25 protein-coding genes are annotated in these 25691 nt (G+C 64.1%); 12 read left to right on the top strand and 13 right to left on the bottom strand.

The features are described 5' to 3' along the window. Positions 1 to 46 precede the first annotated feature (46 nt). The 6 genes from gspE to E6P07_RS02505 form a co-directional block, all read right to left on the bottom strand. Positions 47 to 1861 carry a type II secretion system ATPase GspE gene (gene gspE, locus E6P07_RS02530; protein WP_153974157.1) on the bottom strand — a complete coding sequence of 605 codons (1815 nt, stop codon included), beginning with the start codon at positions 1859 to 1861 and terminating at the stop codon, positions 47 to 49. 4 nt (positions 1862 to 1865) lie between these two features. Further along, a complete protein-coding gene (locus tag E6P07_RS02525) occupies positions 1866 to 3731 on the bottom strand; it encodes a polysaccharide biosynthesis protein (protein ID WP_153974156.1) in 1866 nt (621 codons plus the stop codon). Next, positions 3728 to 4774, bottom strand: coding sequence for an MraY family glycosyltransferase (locus E6P07_RS02520; RefSeq protein WP_153974155.1), 1047 nt, complete (start codon positions 4772 to 4774; stop codon positions 3728 to 3730). The genes E6P07_RS02525 and E6P07_RS02520 overlap by 4 nt, the downstream gene beginning before the upstream one ends. A gap of 39 nt (positions 4775 to 4813) precedes the next feature. Further along, complete coding sequence (locus tag E6P07_RS02515; protein ID WP_153974154.1) at positions 4814 to 5365, bottom strand: DJ-1 family glyoxalase III; 552 nt, start codon at positions 5363 to 5365, stop codon at positions 4814 to 4816. Positions 5366 to 5519: 154 nt separating this feature from the next. Beyond that, entirely contained in the window at positions 5520 to 6833 is a 1314-nt protein-coding gene (locus E6P07_RS02510; RefSeq protein ID WP_425505141.1) for a S41 family peptidase, read from the bottom strand. A 9-nt stretch (positions 6834 to 6842) separates the two neighbouring features. Next, positions 6843 to 8204: a murein hydrolase activator EnvC family protein gene (locus E6P07_RS02505; RefSeq protein ID WP_246172900.1), complete on the bottom strand. Its 1362-nt coding sequence runs from the start codon at positions 8202 to 8204 to the stop codon at positions 6843 to 6845. A 197-nt stretch (positions 8205 to 8401) separates the two neighbouring features. Between E6P07_RS02505 and E6P07_RS02500 the strand changes: the two genes are divergently transcribed. From E6P07_RS02500 to E6P07_RS02485, 4 genes are all read left to right on the top strand, one after another. Continuing rightward, complete coding sequence (locus E6P07_RS02500; RefSeq protein WP_246172899.1) at positions 8402 to 8770, top strand: ArsR/SmtB family transcription factor; 369 nt, start codon at positions 8402 to 8404, stop codon at positions 8768 to 8770. A 50-nt stretch (positions 8771 to 8820) separates the two neighbouring features. Next, positions 8821 to 9243 (top strand): rhodanese-like domain-containing protein, encoded by a 423-nt coding sequence (locus E6P07_RS02495; RefSeq protein ID WP_153974151.1) that lies wholly within the window; start codon positions 8821 to 8823, stop codon positions 9241 to 9243. A gap of 78 nt (positions 9244 to 9321) precedes the next feature. After that, the gene (gene secB, locus E6P07_RS02490; RefSeq protein WP_153974150.1) at positions 9322 to 9801 is read left to right on the top strand and encodes a protein-export chaperone SecB; all 480 of its coding nucleotides are present in this window, start codon (positions 9322 to 9324) and stop codon (positions 9799 to 9801) included. A gap of 2 nt (positions 9802 to 9803) precedes the next feature. Continuing rightward, complete coding sequence (locus tag E6P07_RS02485) at positions 9804 to 10811, top strand: NAD(P)H-dependent glycerol-3-phosphate dehydrogenase (RefSeq protein ID WP_153974149.1); 1008 nt, start codon at positions 9804 to 9806, stop codon at positions 10809 to 10811. Here E6P07_RS02485 and E6P07_RS02480 read toward each other — a convergent pair. Further along, the gene (locus E6P07_RS02480; protein ID WP_153974148.1) at positions 10808 to 11284 is read right to left on the bottom strand and encodes a tRNA (cytidine(34)-2'-O)-methyltransferase; all 477 of its coding nucleotides are present in this window, start codon (positions 11282 to 11284) and stop codon (positions 10808 to 10810) included. The genes E6P07_RS02485 and E6P07_RS02480 overlap by 4 nt on opposite strands. A gap of 107 nt (positions 11285 to 11391) precedes the next feature. Here E6P07_RS02480 and E6P07_RS02475 point away from each other — a divergent pair, with 107 nt between their 5' ends. Then, positions 11392 to 11616: a hypothetical protein gene (locus E6P07_RS02475; protein WP_153974147.1), complete on the top strand. Its 225-nt coding sequence runs from the start codon at positions 11392 to 11394 to the stop codon at positions 11614 to 11616. Positions 11617 to 11708: 92 nt separating this feature from the next. Here the strand turns inward: E6P07_RS02475 and E6P07_RS02470 are convergent, their stop codons facing one another. Continuing rightward, the gene (locus E6P07_RS02470) at positions 11709 to 12716 is read right to left on the bottom strand and encodes a DUF4124 domain-containing protein (protein ID WP_153974146.1); all 1008 of its coding nucleotides are present in this window, start codon (positions 12714 to 12716) and stop codon (positions 11709 to 11711) included. A 263-nt stretch (positions 12717 to 12979) separates the two neighbouring features. Then, positions 12980 to 13621, bottom strand: a complete 642-nt coding sequence (pyrE, locus tag E6P07_RS02465; RefSeq protein WP_153974145.1) for an orotate phosphoribosyltransferase — start codon at positions 13619 to 13621, stop codon at positions 12980 to 12982. An 85-nt stretch (positions 13622 to 13706) separates the two neighbouring features. On the opposite strand from pyrE, the gene E6P07_RS02460 reads away from it, so the two are divergent. Further along, positions 13707 to 14384, top strand: a complete 678-nt coding sequence (locus E6P07_RS02460) for a sulfite exporter TauE/SafE family protein (protein WP_153974144.1) — start codon at positions 13707 to 13709, stop codon at positions 14382 to 14384. Here the strand turns inward: E6P07_RS02460 and E6P07_RS02455 are convergent. From E6P07_RS02455 to E6P07_RS02445, 3 genes are all read right to left on the bottom strand, one after another. Next, complete coding sequence (locus tag E6P07_RS02455) at positions 14346 to 15026, bottom strand: D-sedoheptulose-7-phosphate isomerase (RefSeq protein ID WP_246172981.1); 681 nt, start codon at positions 15024 to 15026, stop codon at positions 14346 to 14348. The genes E6P07_RS02460 and E6P07_RS02455 overlap by 39 nt on opposite strands. Before the next feature lie 166 nt (positions 15027 to 15192). Further along, positions 15193 to 16371, bottom strand: coding sequence for an acyltransferase family protein (locus E6P07_RS02450; RefSeq protein WP_153974143.1), 1179 nt, complete (start codon positions 16369 to 16371; stop codon positions 15193 to 15195). Between the two features lie 43 nt (positions 16372 to 16414). After that, entirely contained in the window at positions 16415 to 18361 is a 1947-nt protein-coding gene (locus E6P07_RS02445) for a DEAD/DEAH box helicase (protein ID WP_153974142.1), read from the bottom strand. 200 nt (positions 18362 to 18561) lie between these two features. Here E6P07_RS02445 and E6P07_RS02440 point away from each other — a divergent pair, with 200 nt between their 5' ends. Genes E6P07_RS02440 through mutM form a run of 5 tightly spaced genes read left to right on the top strand, consistent with a single transcriptional unit; the run spans position 18562 to position 23661 of the window. Continuing rightward, a complete protein-coding gene (locus E6P07_RS02440) occupies positions 18562 to 19479 on the top strand; it encodes an ABC transporter ATP-binding protein (protein WP_153974141.1) in 918 nt (305 codons plus the stop codon). Further along, positions 19476 to 20213, top strand: coding sequence for an ABC transporter permease (locus tag E6P07_RS02435; protein WP_153974140.1), 738 nt, complete (start codon positions 19476 to 19478; stop codon positions 20211 to 20213). The genes E6P07_RS02440 and E6P07_RS02435 overlap by 4 nt, the downstream gene beginning before the upstream one ends. After that, positions 20210 to 21583 (top strand): GldG family protein, encoded by a 1374-nt coding sequence (locus tag E6P07_RS02430; RefSeq protein WP_153974139.1) that lies wholly within the window; start codon positions 20210 to 20212, stop codon positions 21581 to 21583. The genes E6P07_RS02435 and E6P07_RS02430 overlap by 4 nt, the downstream gene beginning before the upstream one ends. Further along, positions 21580 to 22773 carry a DUF4340 domain-containing protein gene (locus E6P07_RS02425; protein WP_153974138.1) on the top strand — a complete coding sequence of 398 codons (1194 nt, stop codon included), beginning with the start codon at positions 21580 to 21582 and terminating at the stop codon, positions 22771 to 22773. Before E6P07_RS02430 ends, E6P07_RS02425 begins: the two co-directional genes overlap by 4 nt. Before the next feature lie 33 nt (positions 22774 to 22806). Beyond that, positions 22807 to 23661 carry a bifunctional DNA-formamidopyrimidine glycosylase/DNA-(apurinic or apyrimidinic site) lyase gene (mutM, locus tag E6P07_RS02420; RefSeq protein WP_153974137.1) on the top strand — a complete coding sequence of 285 codons (855 nt, stop codon included), beginning with the start codon at positions 22807 to 22809 and terminating at the stop codon, positions 23659 to 23661. Here mutM and E6P07_RS02415 read toward each other — a convergent pair. After that, positions 23647 to 24564, bottom strand: coding sequence for a lysophospholipid acyltransferase family protein (locus E6P07_RS02415; protein WP_246172980.1), 918 nt, complete (start codon positions 24562 to 24564; stop codon positions 23647 to 23649). The two genes, mutM and E6P07_RS02415, sit on opposite strands and share 15 nt — an antisense overlap. Before the next feature lie 678 nt (positions 24565 to 25242). Between E6P07_RS02415 and E6P07_RS02410 the strand changes: the two genes are divergently transcribed. Then, a complete protein-coding gene (locus tag E6P07_RS02410) occupies positions 25243 to 25680 on the top strand; it encodes a rhodanese-like domain-containing protein (protein WP_153974135.1) in 438 nt (145 codons plus the stop codon). The last annotated feature ends 11 nt before the right edge of the window (positions 25681 to 25691 follow it).

Below are 25691 nucleotides of genomic sequence, written 5' to 3'. Positions count from 1 at the left end.
ATACGCAAGGGCATCCGCTAATGCAACCCCCGAAAACGCGCAAGATTCAATCCGCCTCGGCCACGCGCAACACCTCCTCGATGGTGGTGCGCCCGTCAAACGCCTTGCGCAGCCCGTCCTGATACATGGTCTCCATGCCCTCTTCCATGGCGATGCGCTTGATCTCGGTGGCCGTGGCATGGGCCAGGACCGCCCGGCGGATCGCCTCGGACATGACCAGCACCTCGCTGATGACCAGCCGGCCGCGATAACCGGTGCCGTTGCACCGCTCGCAGCCGACGGCACGCTGGAGATCGAGCCCATCGGTCGGTTTGCTTAGGCCCTTGATGTGCGCAAAGCGCGCGGCGAGCTCGGGCTGGGCCCGATAGGGCTCGCGACAGTGCGGACAGAGTCGGCGCACCAGCCGCTGGGCCAGGATACCGTTGATGGTCGAGGTCAGTAGATAGTCCTCGACGCCCATATCCAACAATCGCGTCACGCCGCTCGCCGCGTCATTGGTATGGAGCGTCGAGAGCACGACGTGACCGGTGAGCGCAGATTGGACCGCAATGCGTGCCGTCTCCAGGTCGCGCATCTCGCCGACCATGATGATGTCGGGGTCCTGGCGCACGATGGCACGCAACGCCCCAGCGAAGGTCATGCCGATCGAGGATTTGACCTGGATTTGATTGATGCCGGGGAGTTGATATTCGACCGGGTCCTCGACCGTGATGATCTTGCGCTCCTCGGTGTTGAGCCGGCTGAGCGCGGTATAGAGCGTGGTGCTCTTACCCGAGCCGGTCGGCCCTGTGACCAGCAGGATGCCGTAAGGCTGTTCGAGGATGCGGTTGAGCCGGGCGCGCGGTCCGCCGTCGAAGCCGAGCGCGTCGAGATCGAAGCGCACACTCTCCTTGTCCAAGAGACGCATGACCACGCTCTCGCCGAACAGGGTCGGTACAGTCGAGACCCGCAGATCCAGCTCCTTGCCCTGGATGCGGATCGGGATACGCCCGTCTTGCGGCAGCCGACGCTCAGCGATATTGAGCTTGGCCATGATCTTGACGCGCGAGATCACGGCAGCGGTGGAGCGCACCGGTGGGGCCTCGACCTCGGTGAGAAGGCCGTCGATCCGGTAACGCACCCTCAGCGCGTCGGCAAAGGGTTCGATATGGATGTCAGAGGCGCGCGACTCGACGGCGCGCTGGATGAGCTGATTGACCATGCGGATGACCGGCGCCTCGCTGGCCAGATCCTTCAGATGCTCGATGTCTTCCTCGTCGAAGTCACCGAAATCCGCCTCGGACCCGTCGGTCTCGGGTGTCTCCTCGACCTTTTCATAGAGTCGCTGGATGGCCGAGTCGATCTCGCTCGGCAGGGCGACTACGGCCTCGATCGGGCGATCGGCGGCCAGGGCGACGGCAGCCCGGACAAAGTCGTCGACCGGATTGGCGAAGGCCACGCGCAGATGATTGGTGTGCTCGGCAAGCACCAGTACACGCGCATCCTTCATAAAACGCAGTGTGAGCAGATCCTCGCGCACCGGCTCCTCGGGGAAATCGGCGCCATGGACCAGCGGCAGGCCCAGGACCTCGGACATGGCCAGCGCCATGTCGCGCTCGGAGACCAGCCCAAGGCGTACCAGCAGGGGCAAGAGGGACTCACCCGCCTCCTCGGCCAGACGCCGGGCACGCGCCATGTCGGCGGCGGTCAGCTTGGACTGGGCGAGCAGATGCGCGGCGATCCTGAACTCGGCGCTCGGCTCGGGCGACGTGGGTATCGCTTCCTTGACCGAATGCGCCGGTGCCTCCAGCGGTGACTCGTCCGGTTCGTCGCGCCGGGCCTTGATCGGCGGCGCGTCCTCTAGGATGACGTCTTCTTGCATCGGCTCAGCCCCTGTTTTGGTTGAAATGAACGGGTGCAGGCTGCCAGTCTGGCAGCAGCTCGCGGAGCGTGCTCAGGATGCGCCCCTGGTCGGATGCCTCGACGGCCTGGGCGAGCCGATTCAGACCCTCCTTGAGTTCCAGACCGCCGAGTCCGTTGGACTGGCGCGCACGGTGGATCTTTGGGTGGCGCGTCTCGATGATCTGCTCCGAATCATGGAAGAGCTCCTCGTAGAGCTTTTCGCCCGGACGCAGACCGATATATTCGATGGCGATGTCCTCGCCCGGCTCGCGCCCTGAGAGTCGGATCATCTGTTCGGCCAGATAGCGGATCTTGATCGGCTCACCCATGTCGAGCACGAACACCTCACCGCCGTCACCGATCACGGCCGCCTGCATGATGAGCTGGCTGGCCTCGGGGATGGTCATGAAAAAGCGCTCAATCTCTGGATGGGTGACGGTCACAGGACCGCCCTGCTCGATCTGGCGCCGAAACAGCGGGACCACGCTTCCGGCCGAGCCGAGCACATTGCCGAAGCGCACCGTGATGAAACGGCACGCCGAGCGGCCGTTCAGATCCTGGCACAGCACCTCGGCGAGCCGCTTGGTCGCCCCCATGACACTGGTCGGGTTGACCGCCTTGTCGGTCGAGATGAGCACGAAGCGCTCAACGCCGTTCGCCACCGCCGCCTCGGCCACCCGAAGCGTGCCGAATACGTTGTTGCGCACCGCGGTGCGCGGCTGATCCTCCAGGAGTGGCACATGCTTGTAGGCAGCGGCATGAAAGACGATCGCTGGTCGTTCGTCGCGAAAGAGTGCCTCGATCGCGATCGCGTCGGTCACGTCGAGCAACCGACGGGTCATCGGCAGCTCGGGATGGGTCTCGCTCAGCTCCATCTCGATACGATAGAGATTGAACTCGCCATGATCGACCAGGATCAGGCGTGACGGACCGGCGGTGGCCAGTTGGCGCACCAGCTCCGAACCAATCGAACCGCCCGCGCCCGTCACCAGGATGTCGCGTCCGGCCAGACCGGCCCGGATCTCGGGCCAGTCGAGTTCGACCGGCTCGCGTCCCAGCAGATCCTCGATCGAGACCGGACGCAGTTGGCGGAAATCGACCTCGCCAGTCAGCAGCCCGCGTAGATCAGGCAGGATGCGGAAAGGCCGCCCGGTCTGCTCGCAGAGTTCGACCAGACGGCGCATCTCGCGCGCGTTTGCCCCGGTCACGGCGAGCATGATGAGCTGGATGTCGTGTTCGCGTACGATCTCGGGGATGAGCGAGGTCGGTCCCAGCACAGGTAGCCCCTGAACCTCGCTGCCCTGGCGCCTGAGCGTATCGTCGACGAAGCCGACCGGGAAATAGGCACGACTGGGGTCACGCAACAGATCGCGCGCCAACAGGTCGCCCGCCCGGTCGGCGCCAACGATCAGCACCCGTTGTCCGGATGACAGATTGAAACGCTGATCCTTCAGCCAGCGATAGAGCAGACGCGGCCCAGTGAGCAAGATGAATTGGATGCCCAGATAGAGCACGGGCACCGAGCGCGGGACATGCTGCGAGCGATTGAGGATGAAAAGCACGACCACCACCAGTGCGGTGCCAACCAGCACGGCCTTGGTGATGCGCACCAGATCTGGGATAGAGGCGAAGCGCCAGACACCGCGATAGAGCCCGAACAGCCAGTCGACACCGGCCTGGATCAGGATGACCCAGGGGAGGGACTGGAGCGCGCCGGTCAAAAACTCGGCCGGGATGGTGTCCAGATTGAAGCGCAGCCAGTAGGCCAGCATCCAGGCGATCGGGATGGTCAGGAGGTCATGGGTGAAGGCGGCGGTGCGCGAGCGCAGCCGGTCGATGACAGGACTCATCTGGCGTCTATCCGGGCGCGACGCTCGACCAGACCGACCATGAGATGGATGACCCCGTAGATCAGGGTCCAGGCACCGATCAGCATCCACTGATCGGCAGGCGTGAGTCTGGGCGTCGCGATCGCGCAGGCGGCCACCGCCGCCATCAGCGCATAGGCGCGCAGCAGCGTTTTGCGATGGCTCCAGCCGGCCAGCACCAGACGCTGATAATGATGGGAGCGATGCGCCTCCCAGACCCGCTCCCCACGGGCCAGCCGCGCCAGCAATGTCCAGGTGGCGTCGACGATGAAGGGCGAGAAGACCAACCAAGCCACCCAGAGTGGAAAGAGCCCAAGTTTGGTTCCCCAGAGCGCGAGCGCGGCGGCCAGGAGCCCCAGGCTCGATGAGCCGACATCGCCCAAAAAGATGCGCGCCGGTGGAAAGTTGCTAAACAGGAAACCTCCAGCGGATGCCGCCACGCCGAGACACACGAGCGCATAGACAGACTCCGCACCGCGCCAGCCGAACCAGGCCAGGGCCAGGAAGCCAAATACGGCCATGCCGCCGGCCAGACCGTCCATGCCGTCCATGAAGTTGTAGAGGTTGATCATCCAGACCACGAACAGCCCTGTGAGCACAGGCGCGAGCCAGTTGGGGAACACCAGCGTCAAGCCGGGCAGATCCAATCGGCCCCAGTCCAGTCCACCGCCCATGAGCAGGCCAGCGGCCAGCCCATGGGCCATCAGCCGCGCCAGCGGCGAGAGATCGCCGAGATCGTCACGAAAGGACACCAGCGCAACGAGCAGCAACGCACCCGTGATCCAGGCCAGTTCGGGCTCCATCCAGCCCAGCCCGAGCGCGGCCAGGGGCGTTAGGAGCACGCCCGCCAGCACGCCCAGCCCGCCTGAGCGGGGTACAGGCGCGGTGTGCAGTGAACGCTCGTTTGGATGATCGAGCGGCACGAATCCCGAGCCCGTCTGCGTCGCCAGCCGGCGCGTGAGCCGCAGGCTGAGGATCAGGGCGGCCAGGGAGACGAGGACGAGCGGTGCAAGACTGGGCGACATGGAACGACGTGCGATGGCGACTCGATTGTCTGAGTCTTTTCAGTGCGAGCGGATCAGGGCCGACTCGACGGCATCGCGCCGCTCGCGACCCACGAGCGACTCAATGAGCGCGAGCGCGAAATCCATGGCCGCCCCCGGACCACGTCCGGTGACCACCCGGTCATCGATCACGACGGGAGCGTCGATCAGGTTCAGATGCGGGAAATCCTCCGGCTTCACGCAGCCTGGATAGCAGGTCGCCTGCTTGCCGTCGAGGAGCCCCGCGCTGGCCAGCACCCTGGGGGCAGCACAGATCGCCGCCGTGTAGGCGCCACGCTCGGCGTGACGGCGCAGGATGTCATGCACGCGCGGGTCGTCTTCCAGATACTGGGCACCCGGCAGTCCGCCAGGCAGGACGACCATGTCGAAGTCCTGATCGGCGATCGCCTCCAGCGTGGTGTCGGGCAGCAGCACGGTGCCACGGCTGGCCCTAACCGGACCCTCGGTCAGACCGGCAGTCACGACCTCGATCTCGGCGCGGCGCAGCAGGTCGATGATGGTGACGGCCTCGAGTTCCTCGCAGCCTTGGGCGAGTGGGACGAGTACGCGCATGGCGGATCCTCCTAAAACAGAGATCATTGAGCGTTGCGTATGGCGGCACTGGGGTTGGTGGCATCAACTCAGCTCCCGCCTGCATGTCCAGCCTTCTCCCCGGCTGCGCAGGTCGGCGGGCTCGGGCGTGCCGATCGACGTTGAAGCCGTCGAATCAGGGCTTGACCGCTGCGCCGAGGATATTCAACCCCTTGAGGACATTGAGCGCCTCAGAGAGCTGGAAGTCCTCGACAGCGAGCGGCAACGGCTCGGGTTCGGCCGGCTTGTCGGTCGCGGGCGCCTGTCCATTGAGGTGCCGGACTAGATTGGACTCCTTGAGCGAGCCTGGATCGGGATCGGTCAGCGGCTTGAACTCGCCACGCTCCAAGGTGATGTCAGGCACGATGCCATTGGCCTGGATCGAGCGACCAGACGGGGTGTAATAGCGCGCGGTCGTCAGCTTCAGGGCCGAGTCCTCATCGATCGGCACGATGGTCTGGACGGATCCCTTGCCGAAGGTCTGGGTGCCCATGACGATGGCGCGCCGATGATCCTGGAGCGCACCAGCGACGATTTCGGAGGCCGAGGCGCTGCCGGAATTGACCAACACCACGATGGGGGCACCGTCGAGCACGTCGTCCGGGCCCGCCTTGAAACGCATCTGGCTATTCTTGACCCGGCCCTCGGTGTAGACGATCAGCCCGTTGGTCAGAAAGGCGTCGCTGACGCCGATTGCACCATTGAGCACGCCGCCTGGATTGTTGCGCAGATCCAACACCAACCCCTTGAGCCGTCCCCCGCTGGCCTTCTTGAGTTGGTCGATCGCCTTGAGCATATCGTCTGTGGTGTGCGCCTGGAAATGCGTCAGACGCACATAGCCGAATCCGGGTTCCAGCATCCGGCTCTTGACGCTGGCGACCTGGATGACAGCGCGCTCGATAACCACCTCGAAGGGCTTGTCGTCGGTACCGCGCAGGATGCCAAGCCGGATCTGGGTGCCAGGTTTGCCGCGCATCAGTTGTACGGCCTCGTTCAGGCTTAGGCCCTTCACGGGTTTGTCGTCGATGCGGATGATCATGTCGCCGGCCTGGAGTCCGGCGCGCTGCGCCGGGGTGTCGTCGATCGGCGCGATCACCTTGACGAAGCCATCTTCCAGACCGACCTCGATGCCGAGTCCGCCGAACTCGCCGCTGGTCCCGACCTGGAGCTCACGGTACTCCTCGCCGTCGACATAGGAAGAGTGCGGATCGAGTCCAGACAACATACCGCGGATGGCGTTTTCGATCAGCAGCTTGTCCTTGACCTCCTCGACATAGTCCTCCTTGATGCGTCCGAAGACGTCGGCGAAGGTTCGCAGTGCCTTGAGCGGCAGATCCTGGGACGTGTCAGTGGACGAGGCCGAAACAACGGGGGCCGGCTCCTCGGCGCAGGCGACGGCGCCGATCAGAAGGCCAAGACAGAGTGGCGAGACGAATTGAAGGCGCATCATCATGAATCCCTAGCGGACGGTGGCAGGTAGTGCACGAAAGGCTGAATTGGACACAGTGTCATGAGCATCGCATGTTTCGCATCGATTCGACAGATTCGGCACCTGGGCGATCAGTGCCCCAGCCTGCCGTGAGGACGGCTCAGCACTGCCTTCCAATGGGTTGGCTCCGGCGGGTTGGGTCTGACTGGAGCCTCGATCGTATCGGCCCTGACTCACGCACCAGACCGCCGGATCCTGGGGACGCCCATTGTGCCGGATGGCGAAATAGAGCACGGGCTCCCGACGTCCACCACTCTTGCCGCTAAGCGCGATGGGGTCGCCGGTCGAGACCCATTCGCCGACCTCGCGCAACAGTGCCTCGTTGTGGCCATAGAACGTCATATAGCCGTCGCCGTGGTCGATCACGATCAAGAGACCAAAGCCGCGCAGCCAGTCGGCATAGATCACCCGCCCGTCCTTGACCGCGCGCACCTCCTCGCCCTCGCTGGCTGCCAACAGCACACCATCCCAGTCGACCTCGGTTGCCTCCTTGCGGGTGCCAAAGGCCGCGAGGATGCGGTTTTCAAGCAGCGGCCAGGCAAGCTGTCCCTTGAGATCGGCGAATGGACGCGACTGGATATTGAGTTCGGCCTGGATCTGGGCGCGCTGGCGCAGATGCTCGACCAGCTGCCTGAGGGATTCGGCGTCGCGCTTGAGCGCCTCGAGGGTCTCGGCGCGGTTGGTGATGCTGGCCTCCAGATCGCGCAAGACCTGGGCGCGACGTATCCTGGCCTCTTCGAGCCGCAGGCGCGTAGCCTCCTGACTGCGTGCCAGCTCGGCCAGCCGACGCGACTCCTCCTCGGCCTCTTGGGCCAGCCGTTCGAGTCGATCGGCGCGTTGCTGCACCGCCTGGACCCGCTTCATTCGCTCGCGATTGAAATAGGCGAAATAGGACATGACACGGCTGGCGCGGGTCGGATCCTGCTGGTTGAGCAGCAGACGCAGACGGTCGGCGCGGCCCATGATGTAGGCCGTTCGCAGCAGATCCGCGAGCGAGTCAAGCTCGATACCCAGCGCCGCCTGTTGCTCAACCTGGCGCGCGCGCAGCTCGCCGGCGACACGATTGTGCTCCGCGACCAGGCGTTCCAGCTCGCGATTGGCCAGCGACAGCTCGGCGACGTTACGCTCGCGCGCCTCCAATTCAGCGATTAGGGCACGCCGGTCGGCGTTTCTGTCGCTCAATTCGCGCCCGATACGCTCGAGCGAGCGTTCGATCGTACTGAGATCCCGTTGTCGAGCCTCTAGCGTCGGGTCGGCGCCCGACTGAGGGAGCGAGGGACTCGACGGCAGCAGGAGTGCGGTAAAGAGTAGGATCGCGCCTCGGTGCTGCATAGACCCACGCCCGGACGAGTTTGGCCATCGGTGCGCAGCTGGGGCCCCTCGCTGGAATCTCGGATTGGACCCGTCAAGGGTGCTGGGCATCGATGGTGTCTGAGTTGATAGCATCGCGCGCTTTGCGTCCAGGCGCTTCGCAGCCGGATGGAAAGCGTTTATCATTGTACGCCGATAAATCAACCAAATGCGATCCAATGGTGGACAACCCGAGTCATCCCGTCGGTCCGGGGGTAAATATCCCTGAAGGCGTGCGCGAGGAGATCGACCTACTCACCGACGACGCCGATATCGAGCGTGCCTCGCGTTCGCTCAAGGCAATCTCGCATCCGTTGCGTCTGAAGATCCTCTGTACGCTCGGCGACCAGGAGGTCAGCGTCCAGGAGATCGTCGAGCATGTTGGCACCTCGCAGAGCAATATCTCACAGCATCTGGCGATCCTGCGCGACAAGGGGATCCTCACCTCGCGCAAGGACGCCAATCGCGTCTACTATCGCGTCAGCGACAACCGTACCCTGCGACTGATCGGGATGATGCGCGAGGTCTTCTGCCATCACGCCCACTAGGGCAAACCGCCTAGCCCGTCCTCCAACCTTCTGAACAAGACGGCCCGCACATGTCACAACTCATCGAGTTCATTGGCAATCATTGGTTTCTGTTCTTAGCCCTGATCGTGATCCTGGGCCTCTTGACGCACAATCTCATCGTCGGCGGCAAGGGCAGTGTTGGGCCGCTCCAGGCCACCGAGCTGATCAATCATCGCGAGGCGGTCATCATCGACGTGCGTCCGGCGGCGGATTATGCACGCGGCCACATCATCAACGCCCTGAACATCCCGATGAATGGGTTCAATCACCAGCTGGCGACCCTGAACAAATACAAGGGTCGGCCTATCATCGTCAATTGCCGGTCCGGTGCCCAGTCTGCAGTGGCCTGCGCGTATCTGCGCAAGGCTGGGTTCGAAGAGGTCTACAACCTCCAGGGCGGCATCCTGGCCTGGGAGTCGGCGAACCTGCCCCTGACACGCAAGAAACGCTAATCCCCATGGCGATCAGCGCCCCGGGTGCCATCACTCAAACCCCATTCATACACGACCCACAGACGCCGGATCTCTAGCATGACAGAAGAACAGCAGAACAACGAACGTCAATTCTCCGTGCAACGCCTCTACACCAAGGACGTCTCCTTCGAGTCGCCCAATGCCCCCGAGATCTTCCGGGGCGAGTGGAAGCCGCGTCACGAGCTCAGACTCAACACCACGATCAACCCGCTCGACACCGATGTCTACGAGGTGGTGCTCGCGGTCACCGTGACGGTCAAGGTCGAGGACAAGACCGCCTTCCTGGTCGAGGTGCAGCAGGCCGGTATCTTCACCGCGCACGGGTTCGCCGAGGAGGAGCTCGGGCCGCTGCTCGGTGCCTACTGTCCCAACCTACTCTTTCCCTATGCGCGCGAGGTCGTCTCGGATCTGGTGGTCAAGGGTAGCTTCCCGCCGCTTGTGCTCCAGCACGTCAATTTCGACCTGCTCTTCGCCCAGCACCAGCGGCAAGCCGCCGAACAGGCCCAGTCCAACAGCGCGCAACCTATCCAGCACTGACCATGAACACGACGCCGGCCCGAATCGCGCTGCTCGGTCCTGGGTCCTGGGGCACGGCCCTGGGGTTGCAGCTGTGCCGCAACGGTCATGAGGTGCGGTTGTGGGGACATGAGGCGAGTCAGATCGAGGCGATCCGCCGTGCCGGCGAGAATCGTCACTTCCTGCCCGGCCATCCAATCCCGGCCACGATGCACCCGACGGATTCGCTCGACGAGGCGCTGGCCGACGCCGACGACTGTCTGGTGGTCGTGCCAAGCCAGGCCTTCCGTCAGGTTGTGCGCCAATTAGCCGAGCGTCTACCAGCGGATTTTGGCGTCGCCTGGGCGACCAAGGGGCTGGATGCGGCCAGCGGTCAACTCCTGCATGTGGTCGCTCAGGAAGAGCTCGGCGAACGACCGCTGGCTGTGATCTCAGGGCCAAGTTTTGCCGGCGAGGTCGCGCGCAAACTGCCGACGGCAGTAACGATTGCCTCCAACCAGCCGGAGTTCGCCGCGCGGTTCGCCGCACTGCTGCATGGATCGACCTTCCGCGCCTACACCAGCCCGGACATGGTGGGAGTGGAAATCTGTGGCGCGGCCAAGAACGTGCTGGCCATTGCGACGGGCATCGCCGATGGACTGGGCTTTGGCGCCAACACGCGCGCGGCACTCATCACCCGGGGGCTAGCCGAACTGATTCGGATCGGGACCGCGCTTGGTGGTCGTCCCGAGACCTTCACCGGACTGGCCGGTCTCGGGGATCTGGTACTCACCTGCACCGACGATCAGTCGCGCAACCGCCGACTGGGCCTGGCATTGGCGCGCGGCCTGACGGTCGAGGCAGCCAAGGCCGAGATCGGGCAGGAGGTCGAGGGTGTTGTCACGGCACTCGCCATCCATCGCCTGGCCGCGCGGCTCGGCATCGAGATGCCCATCAGCGAACAGGTCTATCGTGTGCTCTACGAAGGCGTCTTACCGTCCGCGGCCACCCGCGCGCTCCTGGAGCGCGGACCCAAGCCGGAGTTTGTCTAGCTTTCCATTTCAGCCGCGCCGGCGAATCCCTGCTGGCGCCAGGCCTCGTAGAGCACCACAGCCACGGCGTTGGAGAGGTTCAGACTGCGGTTGCCCGGACGCATGGGGATGCGCAGGCGCTGTTGCTCAGGCACAGACTCAAGCACCCCATCGGGGAGTCCGCGCGTCTCCGGGCCAAACAGAAAGGCGTCTCCCGGTCGAAAGTCTGGTTCAACATAGGGGATACGCCCCCGAGTGCTGACGCTCAGCAGTCTGGGATGCGTTAGTCTGTCGAGGCAGGTCGTCAGTGAGGGATGCACGCGCACCTCGGCCCATTCTCGATAATCCAACCCGGCGCGTCGCAACAAGCGATCATCGAGCGAGAAGCCCAGCGGTTCGATCAGATGCAGACGCGCACCGAGATTGGCCGTCAGGCGCATGACATTGCCGGTATTGGGCGGAATCTCGGGCTCGTAGAGGATGATGTCGAACATCTCGGGAGGCTTTACATCTTTTCCTAGGCGCGTGCTATATTAAGACATCCATATTTACTGAAACCACAAGGCTTCACGGCCAATCCCAGACTGGGGGACACCTTGTCATGACCGACATCGCGGCGCTGAAAAAAGAAAAGCAGGATCTGATCAACAAGATGCTGGAGATGCAGAAACAGTTCATCGAGTATGAGCACCAGCACGGCGTCTCCGGCAAGGATTACTGGGCCTCCTCAGAGGGTATGCTGGCAAACTATCGCAAGGAATACATGGACATAGCCAACCGAGTCGTGGATTTGGCGCACCAGATCGTCGGCTCCTCGCGTCTCTGAGGATCACCATCCATCCCGACGCCGTTCGGGATGAGGCACGCAAGACCCGCTCTAAGGCGGGTTTTATCGTCTCTAGCAGGAGGCATTCGAGGTCATTCTTCCATCACGGCCGACCGGAAGCCGGCCCGCACCTCGGGCACCCTCGGGTCGAGGCAGACTAGGCTTGCAGTCAGACGATTCTTGCATTGAATGTCCAAATAGATATGGACCGGTTGCTCGGGTGCGCGTTGCGTCCAAGACAGCGTGAAGGTGCGATGCTCGCGCTCGTCATTCTGGAAGGCCAACAGAAGACCGACCTCCAGGATCTCGCCCTCGCGATCTGAGTGGGCGCGGACATAGTCGACGGCGCGCTTCCAATAGGCATGGCACCTGGCCTTGTCGCTACACACCACTAGGGCGTCGCTGAGCGACGGCCCGGGCGCGTCGCTAGAGGCGGTCGCAGTCGGCGGCGGTAGCTGCCTCAGCTGTCTGAACCGCTCAATGCTGTGTTTGAACTCCTCTTGGATAGCCAGCTTGCGATATTCGTTGGCGACGATCTCGGCATAGTCCGCACGGATGCGCGCCGTCGCGTCCTGAATCTTCGCTGTGAGCTCGTCGGGGGGGGGCAGGCCGGCCTTGCGTAGCGCCTGTCGCTCCTTGTCGAGATCGACCAGGCGTTCGCTCTCGTTGCGCACCTCGTCGCGCTTGACCTGCATGACGGCCTCGACGGCGGCGAGGCGTCCGTCAAGGGCCAGTTCCAGTTCATCGAGCGTGCGATAAAGTTTCAACAGACGCTCGTCCTCGGCCTGACGCTCGGCGCGCCGCCGCGCTTCCTCGGCCTTTTGGCGCTCCAGTTCCTTGACGCGTTTTAGTTCCTCACCGGTCGGCACCGCCGGCTGGGTCTCGACGGCGAAGCCCTGCTTTGATAAGCGGGTGCGTTCCTTGTCGGCCTGCGAGGGCGGCACCTGGTCGGAATAGTGAACCTCGCCCTGATCGTCGACCCAACGGTAGAGCTTCTGGGCCAGCGCGGTCCAGGACACCAGACCAAGGGCCGGGATCAGCATCAAAAGCGCCAGTCGGTGGTCTGATCCACCCACCTTGAGTGGAGTCGAGTGATTCATAGACCCTCCGCAAGGAAACCCGCGACTTGAGTCGCGGGAGGAATTGCGGGCGCGCGAAGTGCGCCATGTGGTGTATAATGCACCGCAAGTGTGGTCTCCGGGCGCACGCAGACTGCAACGCCAGTCGAAACCTGGCCCGGATTGGCAGTGGAGCCCCGCTGCCAAGGGCGGCTGTAAACACGCCCAATGTTGGGGATGCGGTCAACCATGTTTGCTGCGTCTTACAATAAAGCCTTCGACTTCAGTCGAGGGTTGTTTACGGTTCACACTCCATAGTCGGAACGATAGGCGCGCATGGATTCCACCAGAGCGGCGTCTGCGCCCTGTTCCTCGAGATAGAGGATAAGGTCATCCATGGTCAACAGGGCCAAGACCGGCAGGCTGAACTCATCTTCGACCTCCCGCACCGCCGATCGCTCGCCTTGCCCGCGTTCCTGGCGATCGAGCGCGATGACGACGCCGGCCGGTGTCGCGCCCGCTGAGCGGATGATCTCGACCGACTCGCGCACCGAGGTGCCGGCCGTGATGACATCGTCGATGACGAGGATGCGTCCGTTGAGTGGCGAGCCGACGATCAGCCCGCCCTCGCCGTGGTCCTTGGTCTCCTTGCGGTTGAAGGCATAGGGCGTGTCGCGTCCATGCTCGGTGGCCAGGAGCATGGCCGTGGCCGCCGCCAGCGGGATGCCCTTGTAGGCCGGGCCGTAGAGCACGTCGAAGGCGATCCCGGAGTCCTGGATGCCATGGGCATAGGCGCGTGCCAGATGGACGAGCCGCAGGCCGCTGGAGAAGAGCCCGGTATTGAAGAAATACGGGCTGCAGCGTCCGGATTTCAGGGTAAAGTTACCGAAGCGCAGGGCGCCGATCTCGGTGGCAAAGTCCAGCAGTTTACGTTGATAATCTCGCATCGTTAGGGATCCTGCCCGCACAGGCGGACGGCGGTGGGGGCCTTGCGGTCGTGTCTGATCGAGTTTGAGTCAGGGAGGGTCTACGATGGACGTTTCTCAGCCGCAAGTGTACTTCACGGCACTGGCCGTCGGGCTGTTGGGCGGCGTGCATTGTCTGACCATGTGCGGCGGACTGGTCGCTACCCTGACGCTGGGACTGCACCCCGAGATCCGCCGTGATCCCCGGCGGATGTTGCCCTATCAGCTCGTCTACAACCTGGCGCGCATCAGTGGCTACGCAGTGGCGGGGGCACTCTTCGGCGCATTGGGCTCCATGCTGACTGAGTTCGAGAGTCTGAAACTGACGCAGCGTCTACTCCAGGGGCTGGCCGCTGTGATCATGGTCCTGCTTGGGCTCTATCTGGCCGGCTGGTCCAGCGCCCTTGCTGCCCTTGAGCGCCTAGGGGCGCCGCTTTGGCGGCGGCTGGAACCCATCGCGCGCCCCTTCCTGCCGGTCCAGCGCCTGGTGCAGGCCGCCGTCATCGGATTCATCTGGGCCTGGCTGCCCTGCGGCCTGGTCTACAGCCTGCTTATCATGGCGATGTCGAGCGCCGATCCGCGCGCCGGGGCACTGATCATGCTGACCTTTGGCCTCGGTACCCTGCCGAACCTGCTCGGCCTCGCGTTTCTGGCGGGCGCCGTGGCGCGTCTGACCGAGCATTCCTGGATCCGGCGCCTGGCCGGACTACTGGTGATCGGCTTCGGGCTGGCCATGATCGTGTAAGGCGTTCACCCGGCCTCGGTCCAGATTCAGAGACTCGACGACCTCGCATAGGAAGTGTCCCAACACCAGGTGCATCTCTTGGATGCGGGGTGTCTCACGCGAGGGGACGGCAAGCACGATGTCGGCCTGGGGCGGTAGATCCGCGTGCCGGGCGCCGGTCAGTAGCACGCTCAGCATGCCCTTGTCAGCGGCCGTCTCCAGGGCCCGGCGCACATTGGGCGAGCGCCCGCTGGTCGACAGGGCCCAGAGCACGTCGCCCGGGCGGGCCAGCGCGGCAAGTGGACGCGCGAAGATCTCGTCGAAGGAGAAATCATTGGCCACGGCCGAGGTCGCACTGGTGTCGAAACCGAGCGCGATGGCTGGCAGCGGGCGGCGCCCCTTGTCGAGAAAGGGACCGATCAGCTCGCCGCTCAGATGGGTCGCCTCGCCCGCACTTCCGCCGTTGCCGCAGATAAAGAGCGTCGCACCCCGGGCGATCGCCTCGGCAGTCTGGACCGCGGCCTCCAGCGTCGCCGCCAACAGCGCCTCGTCGGCACGCACACGTCCGAGCAGATCCAGTGTGGCATCTAGCCGTTCGTGCAATCGTTGCGAAAATCCTCGGATCCGCTCCGGGAAAGGGGGGGGCGCCAGGTCATCAGTCATCATGCATGGGCCTCTGGATTGCCAGCTGCGGCGTGCCGATTGGGCCGCTTTTTCAGGCTATATAATGGTTCCTTACACGCCGCACCCCAAAACCCATGGACCTTAAGAAGGCCCATGACCACCCCCGAGGAAAGACAACCATAGGCCCTCGGGCAGCGTGCTGAAATCAAGCATATCTCCTGTGCGATCGATCATAGCCTGCAGAATCGGATTCCGGCGACCTCTTTGGCGCTGGCTCAGGACCCTGACTCAGCGGATTTGGATTTGCGGATAGAGGCTGTGTCGCCTGATGACACAACGCCAACCGGCGACCGAGGGCGCGCGCCGGATGCTCGATCAGATGATGGCCCAGCCAGGCCAAGGCCAGCACCGCAAATGCGGTGACGATGAAGTCCGAGACCCCCGGCAGCGACACGCCCGACTGCTCGTAGAGCCGCAGCACCAGGATATGGAACAGATAGACACCATAACTCAGGTTTCCCAGAAAGAACGCCAGCTGCCGGCAGGGTCCATTGCGGCAGGGAAGCAGAGCCAATGCCCCAAACAGCATCAGACCATAGCCAATAGCGCATAGCAGGCTGAAATAGGACTTCAGCCACAGATGGGCAGTGATCCCCTGATCGCCATGGCGTGCAAAAAAGAGCCCCAACGCTAGCCAGAGGCTTGCCCCCACTAGACCGGCGAGCATCGGCCAGAGTCGCTGCTTAGACCCGCTCCAGCGCTGATGGGCTGCATAGACGAAGACCCCGACCAGGAACTCGATCAGGATCCCTGGGAGATGGATCCGCAGGATGGCCAGCCAGTTCGGCTCTGAGCTCGCAAAGGGCGTGGCCCCCAGCGCAATCCCAAACCGCACGAGGCAAAAAACCGCAAACAGCGCCAGCACTACCCACAACCGACCCGCGACGATCAGCGCCAGCAGGGGCAGCAATAGATAGTATTCGACCTCGACCGGCAGGCTCCAGTAGGCCGGGTTGAAAAAGAAGGCCTCGTGCGCGCTACTGGTGGTACCGAGAAAAACCAGATGCCTAAGCAGATAGAGGAGCTTGTCTGGCGACTCGGGTGCGATCAGATCGTACAGCAGCAGCGAGACCAGATAGAGTGGATACAGACGAAAGACGCGCCTGATCGCATAGGGCCGGATCGCAAAGCCACCCGACAGCAGTAAGGGGGCAAACACAAAGCCGCTGATCACGAAGAACAGATCGACCCCGGTCCAGAGGAATTTCAAAAGCGCCGGCTCAGGTGTGAGCAGATGCGCGGCATGCGCCGTGAAGACCATCCAGGCGGCTAGGCCGCGGACCAATTCGATGACCGGATTCAGAGCGCCTCCTCGATCCTGCATTCGGCATCACGACGCTGAAGCTTGTGACCAGAGACATCTCGGTTCAATCGCGGAATTTGCGCCCGGCCCCAGGTCCACGCCTGGCAACACCATCGCTGCGCTTGCCTGGGCTTGGCCGGGGCCTTAAGTCGCCGTTGCGATCGCGATGGGGAAAATCAGCTCCAGCGCGCGGCGGTCTCGCTTCGCGATCGCGCGCCCCCTCATGGTGACCTTCCCAAGCGTTGCCCTTCCTTGTCGCCCGGCCCTCGTCGGCCGGCGCGATCCGAAGCGCCTGACCGCGCACATAGACACGCTTGAGGTGTTGGAAGATCTCGTTCGGCATGCCCTTGGGCAGGTCGACGACCGAGTGATCGTCACGGATGTCGATGCGTCCGATATAGCGTCCCTCCAGACCGGATTCGTTGGCAATGGCGCCGACGATCTCGCGCGGGGTCACACCGTGCCGATGGCCGACCTCGATGCGATAGCTGGTCAGATCGGCGTCGTCGCGGCGCGGTTGAGGGCGTTCCGGGCGCAGACGGCGCTCATCGCGATGTCCAGCGTTGTCGTCAAAGCGCTCACGAGGTGGCGGACGATCCTCCCAACCGCCCTGACGCCGGCCGGCGTCGCGATCCCATCCAGATTCGCCGCGCCCATCGAAACGCTTGGGTGGACGCAGCGGATCCTCTTTGATGTTCAACGGACGTTCGCGCTGATTGAGGTAGGCCAGCGCGGCGGCGATATCCATCATCTCGATCTCCTGCTCCTGACTGAGGCGCGCGAGCAGACGATAGAAAAAGTCGAGGTCCTGTTCCGAGAGGGTCTTGCGGATCTCGCCGATGAAGCGGTCGATCCGCGACTCGCTCAGCGCCGCCGCCGAGGGCGGCTCCATCGCCGGAATGCGCCGCCGGATGACGCGCTCGATCGACTTGAGCAGTCCGCGCTCGCGCGGCTCGACCAGCAAGATCGCGCGCCCGGTACGCCCGGCACGCCCGGTGCGTCCGATGCGGTGCACATAGGCCGCGGGATCGGTCGGGATATCGTAGTTGATCACATGACTGATGCGCTCGACATCCAGACCGCGCGCGGCCACATCTGTGGCGACCAGCACATCGAGCTGACCCTGCTTGAGCCGTTCGATGGTGCGTTCGCGCATCTCCTGGTTCATATCGCCATTGAGCGGTTCGGCGGCGAAACCATGCGCCTTGAGCTTGTCGGCCAGTTCGGTGGTGGCGTTCTTGGTGCGCACGAAGATCAAGAGCCCGTCGAACGCCTCCAGCTCCATGATCCGGGTGAGCGCGTCGAGCTTATGGAAGCGGGTGACGATACAGTGATGCTGATCGATGGTATCGACCGTCTCGGAGTCGGCAGCGATCCTGACCTCGATCGGGTCGACCAGCCGCGCCTGAGCCACGCGCCGGATCGCCGGCGGCATAGTGGCCGAAAACAGCGCGACCTGACGCTCGACCGGGGCCTGATCGAAGATCCAGTCGATGTCTTCGGCAAAACCCATGTTGAGCATCTCGTCGGCCTCATCCAGCACCAGGGCGCGGATCGCGTCCAGCACCAGGGTGCCGCGCCGGATGTGATCCATGACCCGTCCTGGAGTCCCGACGATCACCTGCGGATTGCGCTTGAGCTGAGCAAGTTGCAGCCCATAGCCCTGACCACCGTAGATGGGGAGCACATTGAAGCCCTTGAGTCCAGCGGCATAGCGCTGGAAGGCCTCGGCCACCTGGAGCGCGAGTTCGCGTGTGGGCGTGAGCACCAGCACCTGCGGCTTGCGCAGATCCGGATCGAGACGACTGAGCAGCGGCAAGGCAAAGGCGGCGGTCTTTCCGGTACCGGTCTGGGCCTGGCCAAGCAGGTCACGCCCGGCGAGCAGATGAGGGATGCACTGACTCTGGATCGCCGTCGGGGATTCGTAGCCGAGGTTCTTGACCGCTTGCGCGATCACGGGCGAAAGACCGAGCGCGTCGAAGCCGACGCTCGTTTCGTCTGGGGTATCCATGATGGAGGGGGCCTCTCGGAGGGAGGTAAGGGCGAACCCTTTGGTGAAGGCCAACCGGCCAGCCTAGAGGGGGATCGCAGAATAATGAGTAACCTAAGATTTTCACCGAAAGTCCTGGGCAATGCAATAGAGTCAATGACCAGCGCGCTGGGGGCGCGGATTTGGCAAGACGGACGAGACCGGTTATCTTCGTGCCACCTATGGAGACACTCGTTTTCGCCACCAATCTGAGCCGCGACTTCGGACGCCACCCGGCCCTGTCCAACCTCGACCTGTGCCTGGAACGCGGGCAGGTGCTCGGCCTGCTTGGGCCAAACGGGGCAGGCAAGACCACCTGTCTGCGGCTCCTGAGCGGGCTGCTCGCCCCGAGCTCGGGCCGCATCGAGATCCTGGGCATTGATCTGGCACGCCGCCCGCTTGCGGCCAAGCGCCACCTTGGCTACCTGCCCGAGCGCCCGCCCCTGTATCCCGAACTGCGGGTCGATGAGTACCTGACCCACTGCGCCCAGCTGCACCGTTTACCCAGACGCGCCATCCCCGCGGCCATCGCCACCGCCAAACAGCGCTGTGGCCTGGAGGATCAAGGGCGACGCCTGATCGCCAAGCTCTCCCGCGGCTATCGCCAGCGGCTCGGCCTGGCCCAGGCGATCCTGCACCGCCCGCCGCTCCTGATCCTTGACGAACCGACCGAGGGGCTCGACCCGGTTCAGATGCGCGAGCTGCGCCAACTCATCCGTGATCTGGCGCAGGACACAGGCATCATCCTCTCCAGCCATCTACTGCCCGAGGTCCAGTCGGTGTGCGACCGGGTGATGATCCTGCATCGGGGACGGGTGCGTTTCGATGCCGAGACACGCGCGGCACGCCCGACCAATCTCTGGCGGGTGCGTCTAGGCGGCGAGACCCATATCATGCACCTGACCGCCCTGGATCCGGTCGCCGGCGCGATCGCCATAGGCCCGAACCGCTTCCAGGTTGAACTGCGAGAGGGGTCGAACTCGTCCGATCTGGCGCGCGCCATCCTACGGTCAGGTTTGGAGCTCTTCGAGCTGGTCCCCGAGCGCACTGATCTGGAACGGACCTTCTTCGATCTCATTGGCGCGGAGGAGCACGCATGATCGGGACCATCGCCGCCCGCGAGATCCGCAGCGGACTGGTCACGCCCCTGCTCTGGGTACTGCTGGGTGCGGGTCAGGTGGTGCTGGCCTGGATCTTTCTCCAGGTCATCGAGAACTTCAGCGGCCTGAACGCCGATCAGCGGCTCATCTCGCTCACCCAGGAGCTGTGTCTGAATCTGTTTGGGTTTGCCGCCGTGCTCGCCATGCTCGCCGCACCACTTCTGGCCATGCGGATGCTGAGCGCAGAGTTTCGCGATGGTGGCTATGACCTGCTCGCCGGCGCCCCTGTGACCCTGATCGAGATCCTCTTTGGCAAGTTCATCGGGCTCGCGGTCCTGATCACCCCGCTCTGTCTGCTGCCGGCGGCCAATCTGGCGCTCCTGGCCGGCGTGGCCACGCTTGACCTGGGGCAGGTCGCGGCGGCCACCCTGGGTCTGTGGCTCGCGGCCCTGTTCTTCGGTGCGATCGGACTCCAGGCCGCAAGTCTCACCGAACAGCCCGGTGCGGCGGTGCTGATCGCCTTTGGCGTCCTGGTCTTTTTTTCGATCGTGGGGCGTGCCGAATCGTTTACGGCCCAGACGCTCTCACTCTTCGGGTGGCTGTCCTGGAACGAGCATCTATTCCGATTCCTGCTCGGGGCCGTGCGTCTGAGCGATCTGACCTATTTCCTCCTCTTTACCGGCTTCTTCCTGGCCCTGGCCCATCGACGCCTGGCCAATCGGCGGTTGCAATGAAGACGCGCACCCAGACGCTCCAGGCCATCGTCCGCCGCTTCGAGCGCGCGCTCGCCGACACCCTGTTCATGCTGTTGCTGCTGGGCTGTGTCGTCGCGGCGGGCTGGCTGACGGCGCGGCACGATCGTCAGTGGGACTGGACCCAATCCCAGGTCCATCGGCTGACCCGCGAGAGTCGACTCATCCTCGAACGGCTGGAGGCGCCACTGCATCTGACCGTCTTTGCCGACCCGCAGTCGCCGCTGGCACGACAGATCGGCCAGATCCTGGAGCGTTACGCGCACGAAGCACCCGACCTGGAGATCCGCTATCTGGATCCGCGCCGCTTCCCCGAACAGGCGCGCGAGGCCGAGGTCTCGTTGCAAGGTCAGATCCTGCTCGAATACCGGGGGCGGCGCGAGACACTGACCGAGATTGGCGAGCGATCCATCTCGGCGGCCATCGCCCGTCTGTCCCGTCCGCGTCAGACCTGGGTGGCGGTTATCGAGGGGCATGGCGAGCGCAGGCTCGACCGCGACCAAGACGCCGATCTGGGCCAGTTCGGACGCGAGCTGCTCGAACTGGGTCTGATCGCACGCCCGCTAGACCTGACACTCACCAACGCCGTCCCGGACAACACCGCCCTCGTGGTGCTCAGCCAACCCCGGCTACCGCCCTTTCCGGGCGAGATCGAGGCCTTGATCGCGTTTCTGGATCGTGGTGGTCATCTGTTGTGGCTACTGGATCCGGGTCCACCGAGCGGTCTCGAACCCCTGCTAGGGCATCTGGGTCTCGCCGTCCGACCCGGCCAGGTGGTCGATCCGAAGGCCATGCATCTCGGATTCGGTACGGTTGCCGCTGCCCTGATCGAGGACTATCCGGTGCACCCATTGACCCTGGGATTGACTGCGCCTGCACTGTTGCCAGGCGCCCTGGCCTTCGAGACCCAGGTCGCGCCGGGCTGGACCCTGGCGACCTATCTGACAAGCAGCGCCCAGAGCTGGAACGAGACCGGCATGCTCGCCGGTTCGCTCACACGCGACGAGGTGATCGGCGAGCGTACCGGTCCGTTGCCGGTTGTGCTGGCGCTCGTGCGCACGCTCCCCGAGCGCAAGCCCGAGCAGCGTCTGGTGGTGGTAGGCGACGGTGATTTTCTGTCCAACGCCCATATCGGACGCCAGGGCAATCGCGCGCTTGGCTTGGCGCTGTTACGCTGGCTGAGCGAGGACGAGGATCTGCCCGAACTCCCGCCCCCGCCGACCGTCGCCGAGCCGCTGGAATTGGACGCGCCGCACCGCGCCCTGATCGGTCTGACGGCCTTGGTGTTACTGCCGGGGCTGTTCCTGATCGGTGGGTTGGGGATGCGCTGGTATCGCTGGAGGGGTCGATGAGCGGACGCTGGCTGACCAATGTGGCATTGGCGATACTCCTGGTCATGCTCGGTCTGATGATCCGAGCCGAGCTCCAGCGCGCGCATGTCATCCCGACCCTGACCGATCTGACCGCCACCGACCTCTATCGGGTTCAGATCACGCGCCAGGGTGAACCGACCCTGAGCCTGATTCAGACGGCGCTCGGTTGGCGTCTGGAGACACCCTTCCAGGTCGATGCCGACAATGGCCGCGTCGCCCAACTGCTCGCTGTGTTGGAGGCACCGGTCGAGCGCAGCTTTCCGTCCGCGAGCGTCGATCTACGCGAACTCGGGCTCTCGCCGCCTCGCCTAAGGTTGTTGTTGGATGGGCGCGAGCTCCAGTTCGGCAATACCGATCCCATCGGTCAGATGCGCTATGTCGCCAGCGAGGGGCTGGTGCACCTGATCCAGGATCGTTTCCATCCACTGCTGATCGCACCGCCCATCCACTATGTCTCGCCGCAACTGGTCCCGCGCGGCTTCGCACCCGTCTTCGGGCGACTGGGTGAGGTTCCGGTCACGCCCGAGACCCTGAACGATCTGGAAGGATTACACGCCGAGCGCGTCGAGATCCTGGTCGAGCCGCCGAGCGGCGAGTCGGTCGTGCTCAAATCGGCCGATGGAAGCACGCTGCGCTTCCTGCTCTCGCAGGACAGGCGTCGCTGGGCGCGACTCGATCAACGCCTGCTCTATGTCCTGACCGATGCGCCCGCGTTGACGCTCGATCCAAACGCGGTCGATCCCACGCCGCCGGAGCCGGAACCGGCGCCGCCGGCCGCGTTCGACGGACCCGCCGAGCCGGCGCCGGTCCTCTACGGCCCGTCCGACACGAGCCCGGAATCATCTCCAACCCCATGGTTCGAGCCGGAGCCATCGACCGGCGAGCCCAAATCGATCGGGGCAGATCCCTTTCGATCCTTCGGCGCCCCGGATCAGGGGCTGGACGAGTCTCCAGAACCCATGGTTCTCGGAGACACGCCGCCAAGCGAGCCGCCCATGGTCCGCCTGACGCCGGATGGCCGTGCCGTGCCGGTCGAGACCCCTGATACCACCCCGGCCCCATCCGAGTTCCGGCTGCCGGGCGAGCCAGACAAGGCCGCGCCCAGCGGTTTCGGGCAGGATCCCTTCGCACCCGATCCGGCCATGTATGCCGATCCGCCTGCCGACTGAGGCCTCAAACAGGGCCTCGATCTGAACCCGCTGATGCCCGAACTCCCCGAGGTCGAGACCACAGCGCGCGGGATCCGCCCTCATCTGGAGGGCCGCCGGATCGTGCGCCTGATCGTGCGCGAACCCCGTCTGCGCCGACCGATCCCGCCCGAGATGCCCGAACGGCTCGCCGGTCAACCGATCCACTCCCTGAGGCGGCGCGGCAAATATCTGTTGATCGAGCTGGCGCATGGCAGCCTGCTGGTGCATCTCGGCATGTCGGGCAGCCTGCGTCTGGTCGCACCCGAGAGTGCGCCGAGGATGCACGATCATCTCGATCTGTCGCTTTCGGACGGCGGCCTCCTGCGCTTCCACGATCCGCGCCGGTTTGGGATCTTTCTCTGGATACCCCAGGCGCCGGAGACGGCACTCGTCCAGCATCCGCTCCTGTGCAGGCTGGGTCCGGAGCCCTTGGGCGAGCACTTTGACGGTGAATATCTCTATCGCGCAAGTCGCGTGCGTCGGATCACTGTCAAATCATTCATCATGGACGCAGCGGTCGTAGTGGGTGTCGGCAACATCTACGCCAATGAGTCGCTGTTCCTTGCGGGGATCCATCCGGCGTGTGCCTGCAACCAAATCGACCCGGCCGGCTATGACCGTCTGGCCGAGACGATTCGCCTGGTGCTCGGGGCCGCCATCGAACAGGGTGGCACCACATTGCGCGACTTTGTCAACGAATCCGGTGCCCCTGGGTATTTCGCCCAGTCACTGCGGGTCTATGGGCGCGCGGGCGAACCCTGCCGGGTCTGTGGGACACCCATCCAGCAACAGCGGATCGGACAGCGGTCGAGTTTCTATTGTCCGCGCTGTCAGACTTTAGTCACTGCTGACTCACATCCGCGCTAGGGTCTCGCGCACGCGACGGGCCTGTTCAAGGGCGTGCGCATCGTCGAGCGGTCCAGTGTAGACCTTGGGCATACCTTCCGGACGACACCGAAAGCGCTTGTAGGGCCAGAGATACTGCTCGGGACAGAGGCGCACGCACTGTTCGATGCCGCAATTGAGCGCCGTCGCTGCGACCTGGTCATCCTCGCTGTCGACCCCCTCGGGGGCCGGCAGACAGTGGATGACGAACCCGCTCCCATCGGCCAGCCGCTCGGCGAACAGAAAGATCACGGGCGCGCCGGTACGCCGTGCCAGCCGGTTGACCAGCAGCATGCTAAAAGCCGGTATCCCGAAGAAGGGCGCAAAGACCGCTCCCTTGTCTGCTTTCGGCTCCTGATCGGGCAGGATGCCAACGAAATCCCCCCGCTCCAGCGCCTCGACCAGCACCCGGATTCCGCGCGCCGTGATCGGCGCCAGATCCGCTCCGGTGCGCGCGCGCGACTCGCGGATCAGGTCGTCGAGATAGCGCTGCGGCTTGTAGAAGATGGCCGTGCGTCCCTGGGTCGCCAGATAGAGTCCGGCCAGCTCCCAGGCACCATGATGGGGCGAGAGGACGATGAGCCCCTGCCCCGGTCGGCGTGCGAGCCATTCGGCCCCGCGCACCTCGCGTATCAGCGACAACACCTGATCGACCGGCCTTAGCCAGAGATAGGCGATCTCCAGATAGGTCTTGCCGAACTCTCGGAGGTTGCGATCACGCAGACGGCGCTGCTCATCCGCCGTCAATTCCGGAAGGCAGAGCGCAATGTTGATGAGCGCATTGCGCCTCTGTCGATTGGGCCAGCGTGCTACGCCCCAACCCAAGACCGCGCCCAGCCGGTGTAGAAGCGGCAACGGCAGACGTGCCAGGCCGTGCATCAGCATCCGCAATCCATGCTCTTTGAGCGCCCGTCCGAACTCTGGCACGCTCCCCTTCCTCAGGTTTGAGTCTCGCTTCGTTTGGCGAGTCAAGGCCATAGCTCCCACCGCGACAACCCAAAATTCAATCGTCGCGGTTTAGTTTTATTCAATGAAGCCCCCGCTAAAGCCCTTGGTGTATAGCTGGGCTTTACTGCCCGCCTGCACGCGGGCAGGCCTCAGCGAACGCCGCACGGGCGCACGGCCACGACCGCATCTTCGTGCGTTCTCCACAGGCATTCGCTGGATCAATCCCGCCGGTTCGGACCCTCCGACCTGACCCTTGCACGCTTGGGCGCACAGCGTTTCTTGACGTCTTCGACCACTGTCCGTCGGCCACCCGGCCCGCACCGCGATGACCGGCGCGGCGTTGGGATCGGCGTGGGCGTGATTGGCCGCCGCCCTGGCAGACAAACCGCGCCTCACGGGGCAGTCGTCCGGGTGAGTGATGCGTCACTCACCGCTCCTCGTTACACCGTGCCGGGGAAGGCGCGCACCATTTGTTCAAACCACTCGCCTGGGGTGTGCATCATGACAGACGGCAGGTGCCGCTTATACTGGCGAGTCACCCGCCGCTCGGTGCAAACCGAAAGGGCAGGATAACAAGCATCGACCACCAACCACCAAGACGAGGCATCACCCATCATGAGCAACACAAACGAAGACCTGCCAACCCCACTCTCGCCCCGCGAGGCCTTCGAGATGATCGAATCCAATCCAAAGGCCATTCTGGTCGATATCCGCTCGTCCATGGAGTTCCTGTTCGTCGGGCACCCCAAGGGCGCGGTCCATGTGGCCTGGATCGACGAGCCCGACTGGGTGGTCAACCCCAACTTCGTCACCGAGATCGGCAAACTGGTGCTCGGCGGTGCAGTCTGCGAGCAGCGCGAGAACTGTGCACCGATCATCCTCATCTGTCGCAGCGGCAAGCGGTCACTGGAGGCCGGGCGGGCCTTGATCCGCGCGGGCTTCAAGTCGGTGTTCCACGTCGATGAGGGATTCGAGGGCGAGCTCGACGAGCAACATCATCGCAGCAGCCGCGGCGGTTGGCGTTTCCACGGACTTCCCTGGGAACAGTGCTAGTTTGAGCGCGC

It is taken from the genome of Thermochromatium tepidum ATCC 43061 (genome assembly GCF_009664085.1).
GTDB lineage: Bacteria > Pseudomonadota > Gammaproteobacteria > Chromatiales > Chromatiaceae > Thermochromatium > Thermochromatium tepidum.
The sequence above is the reverse complement of the archived record's forward strand: the minus strand, read 5'-3'. Positions and strand labels throughout refer to the sequence as shown.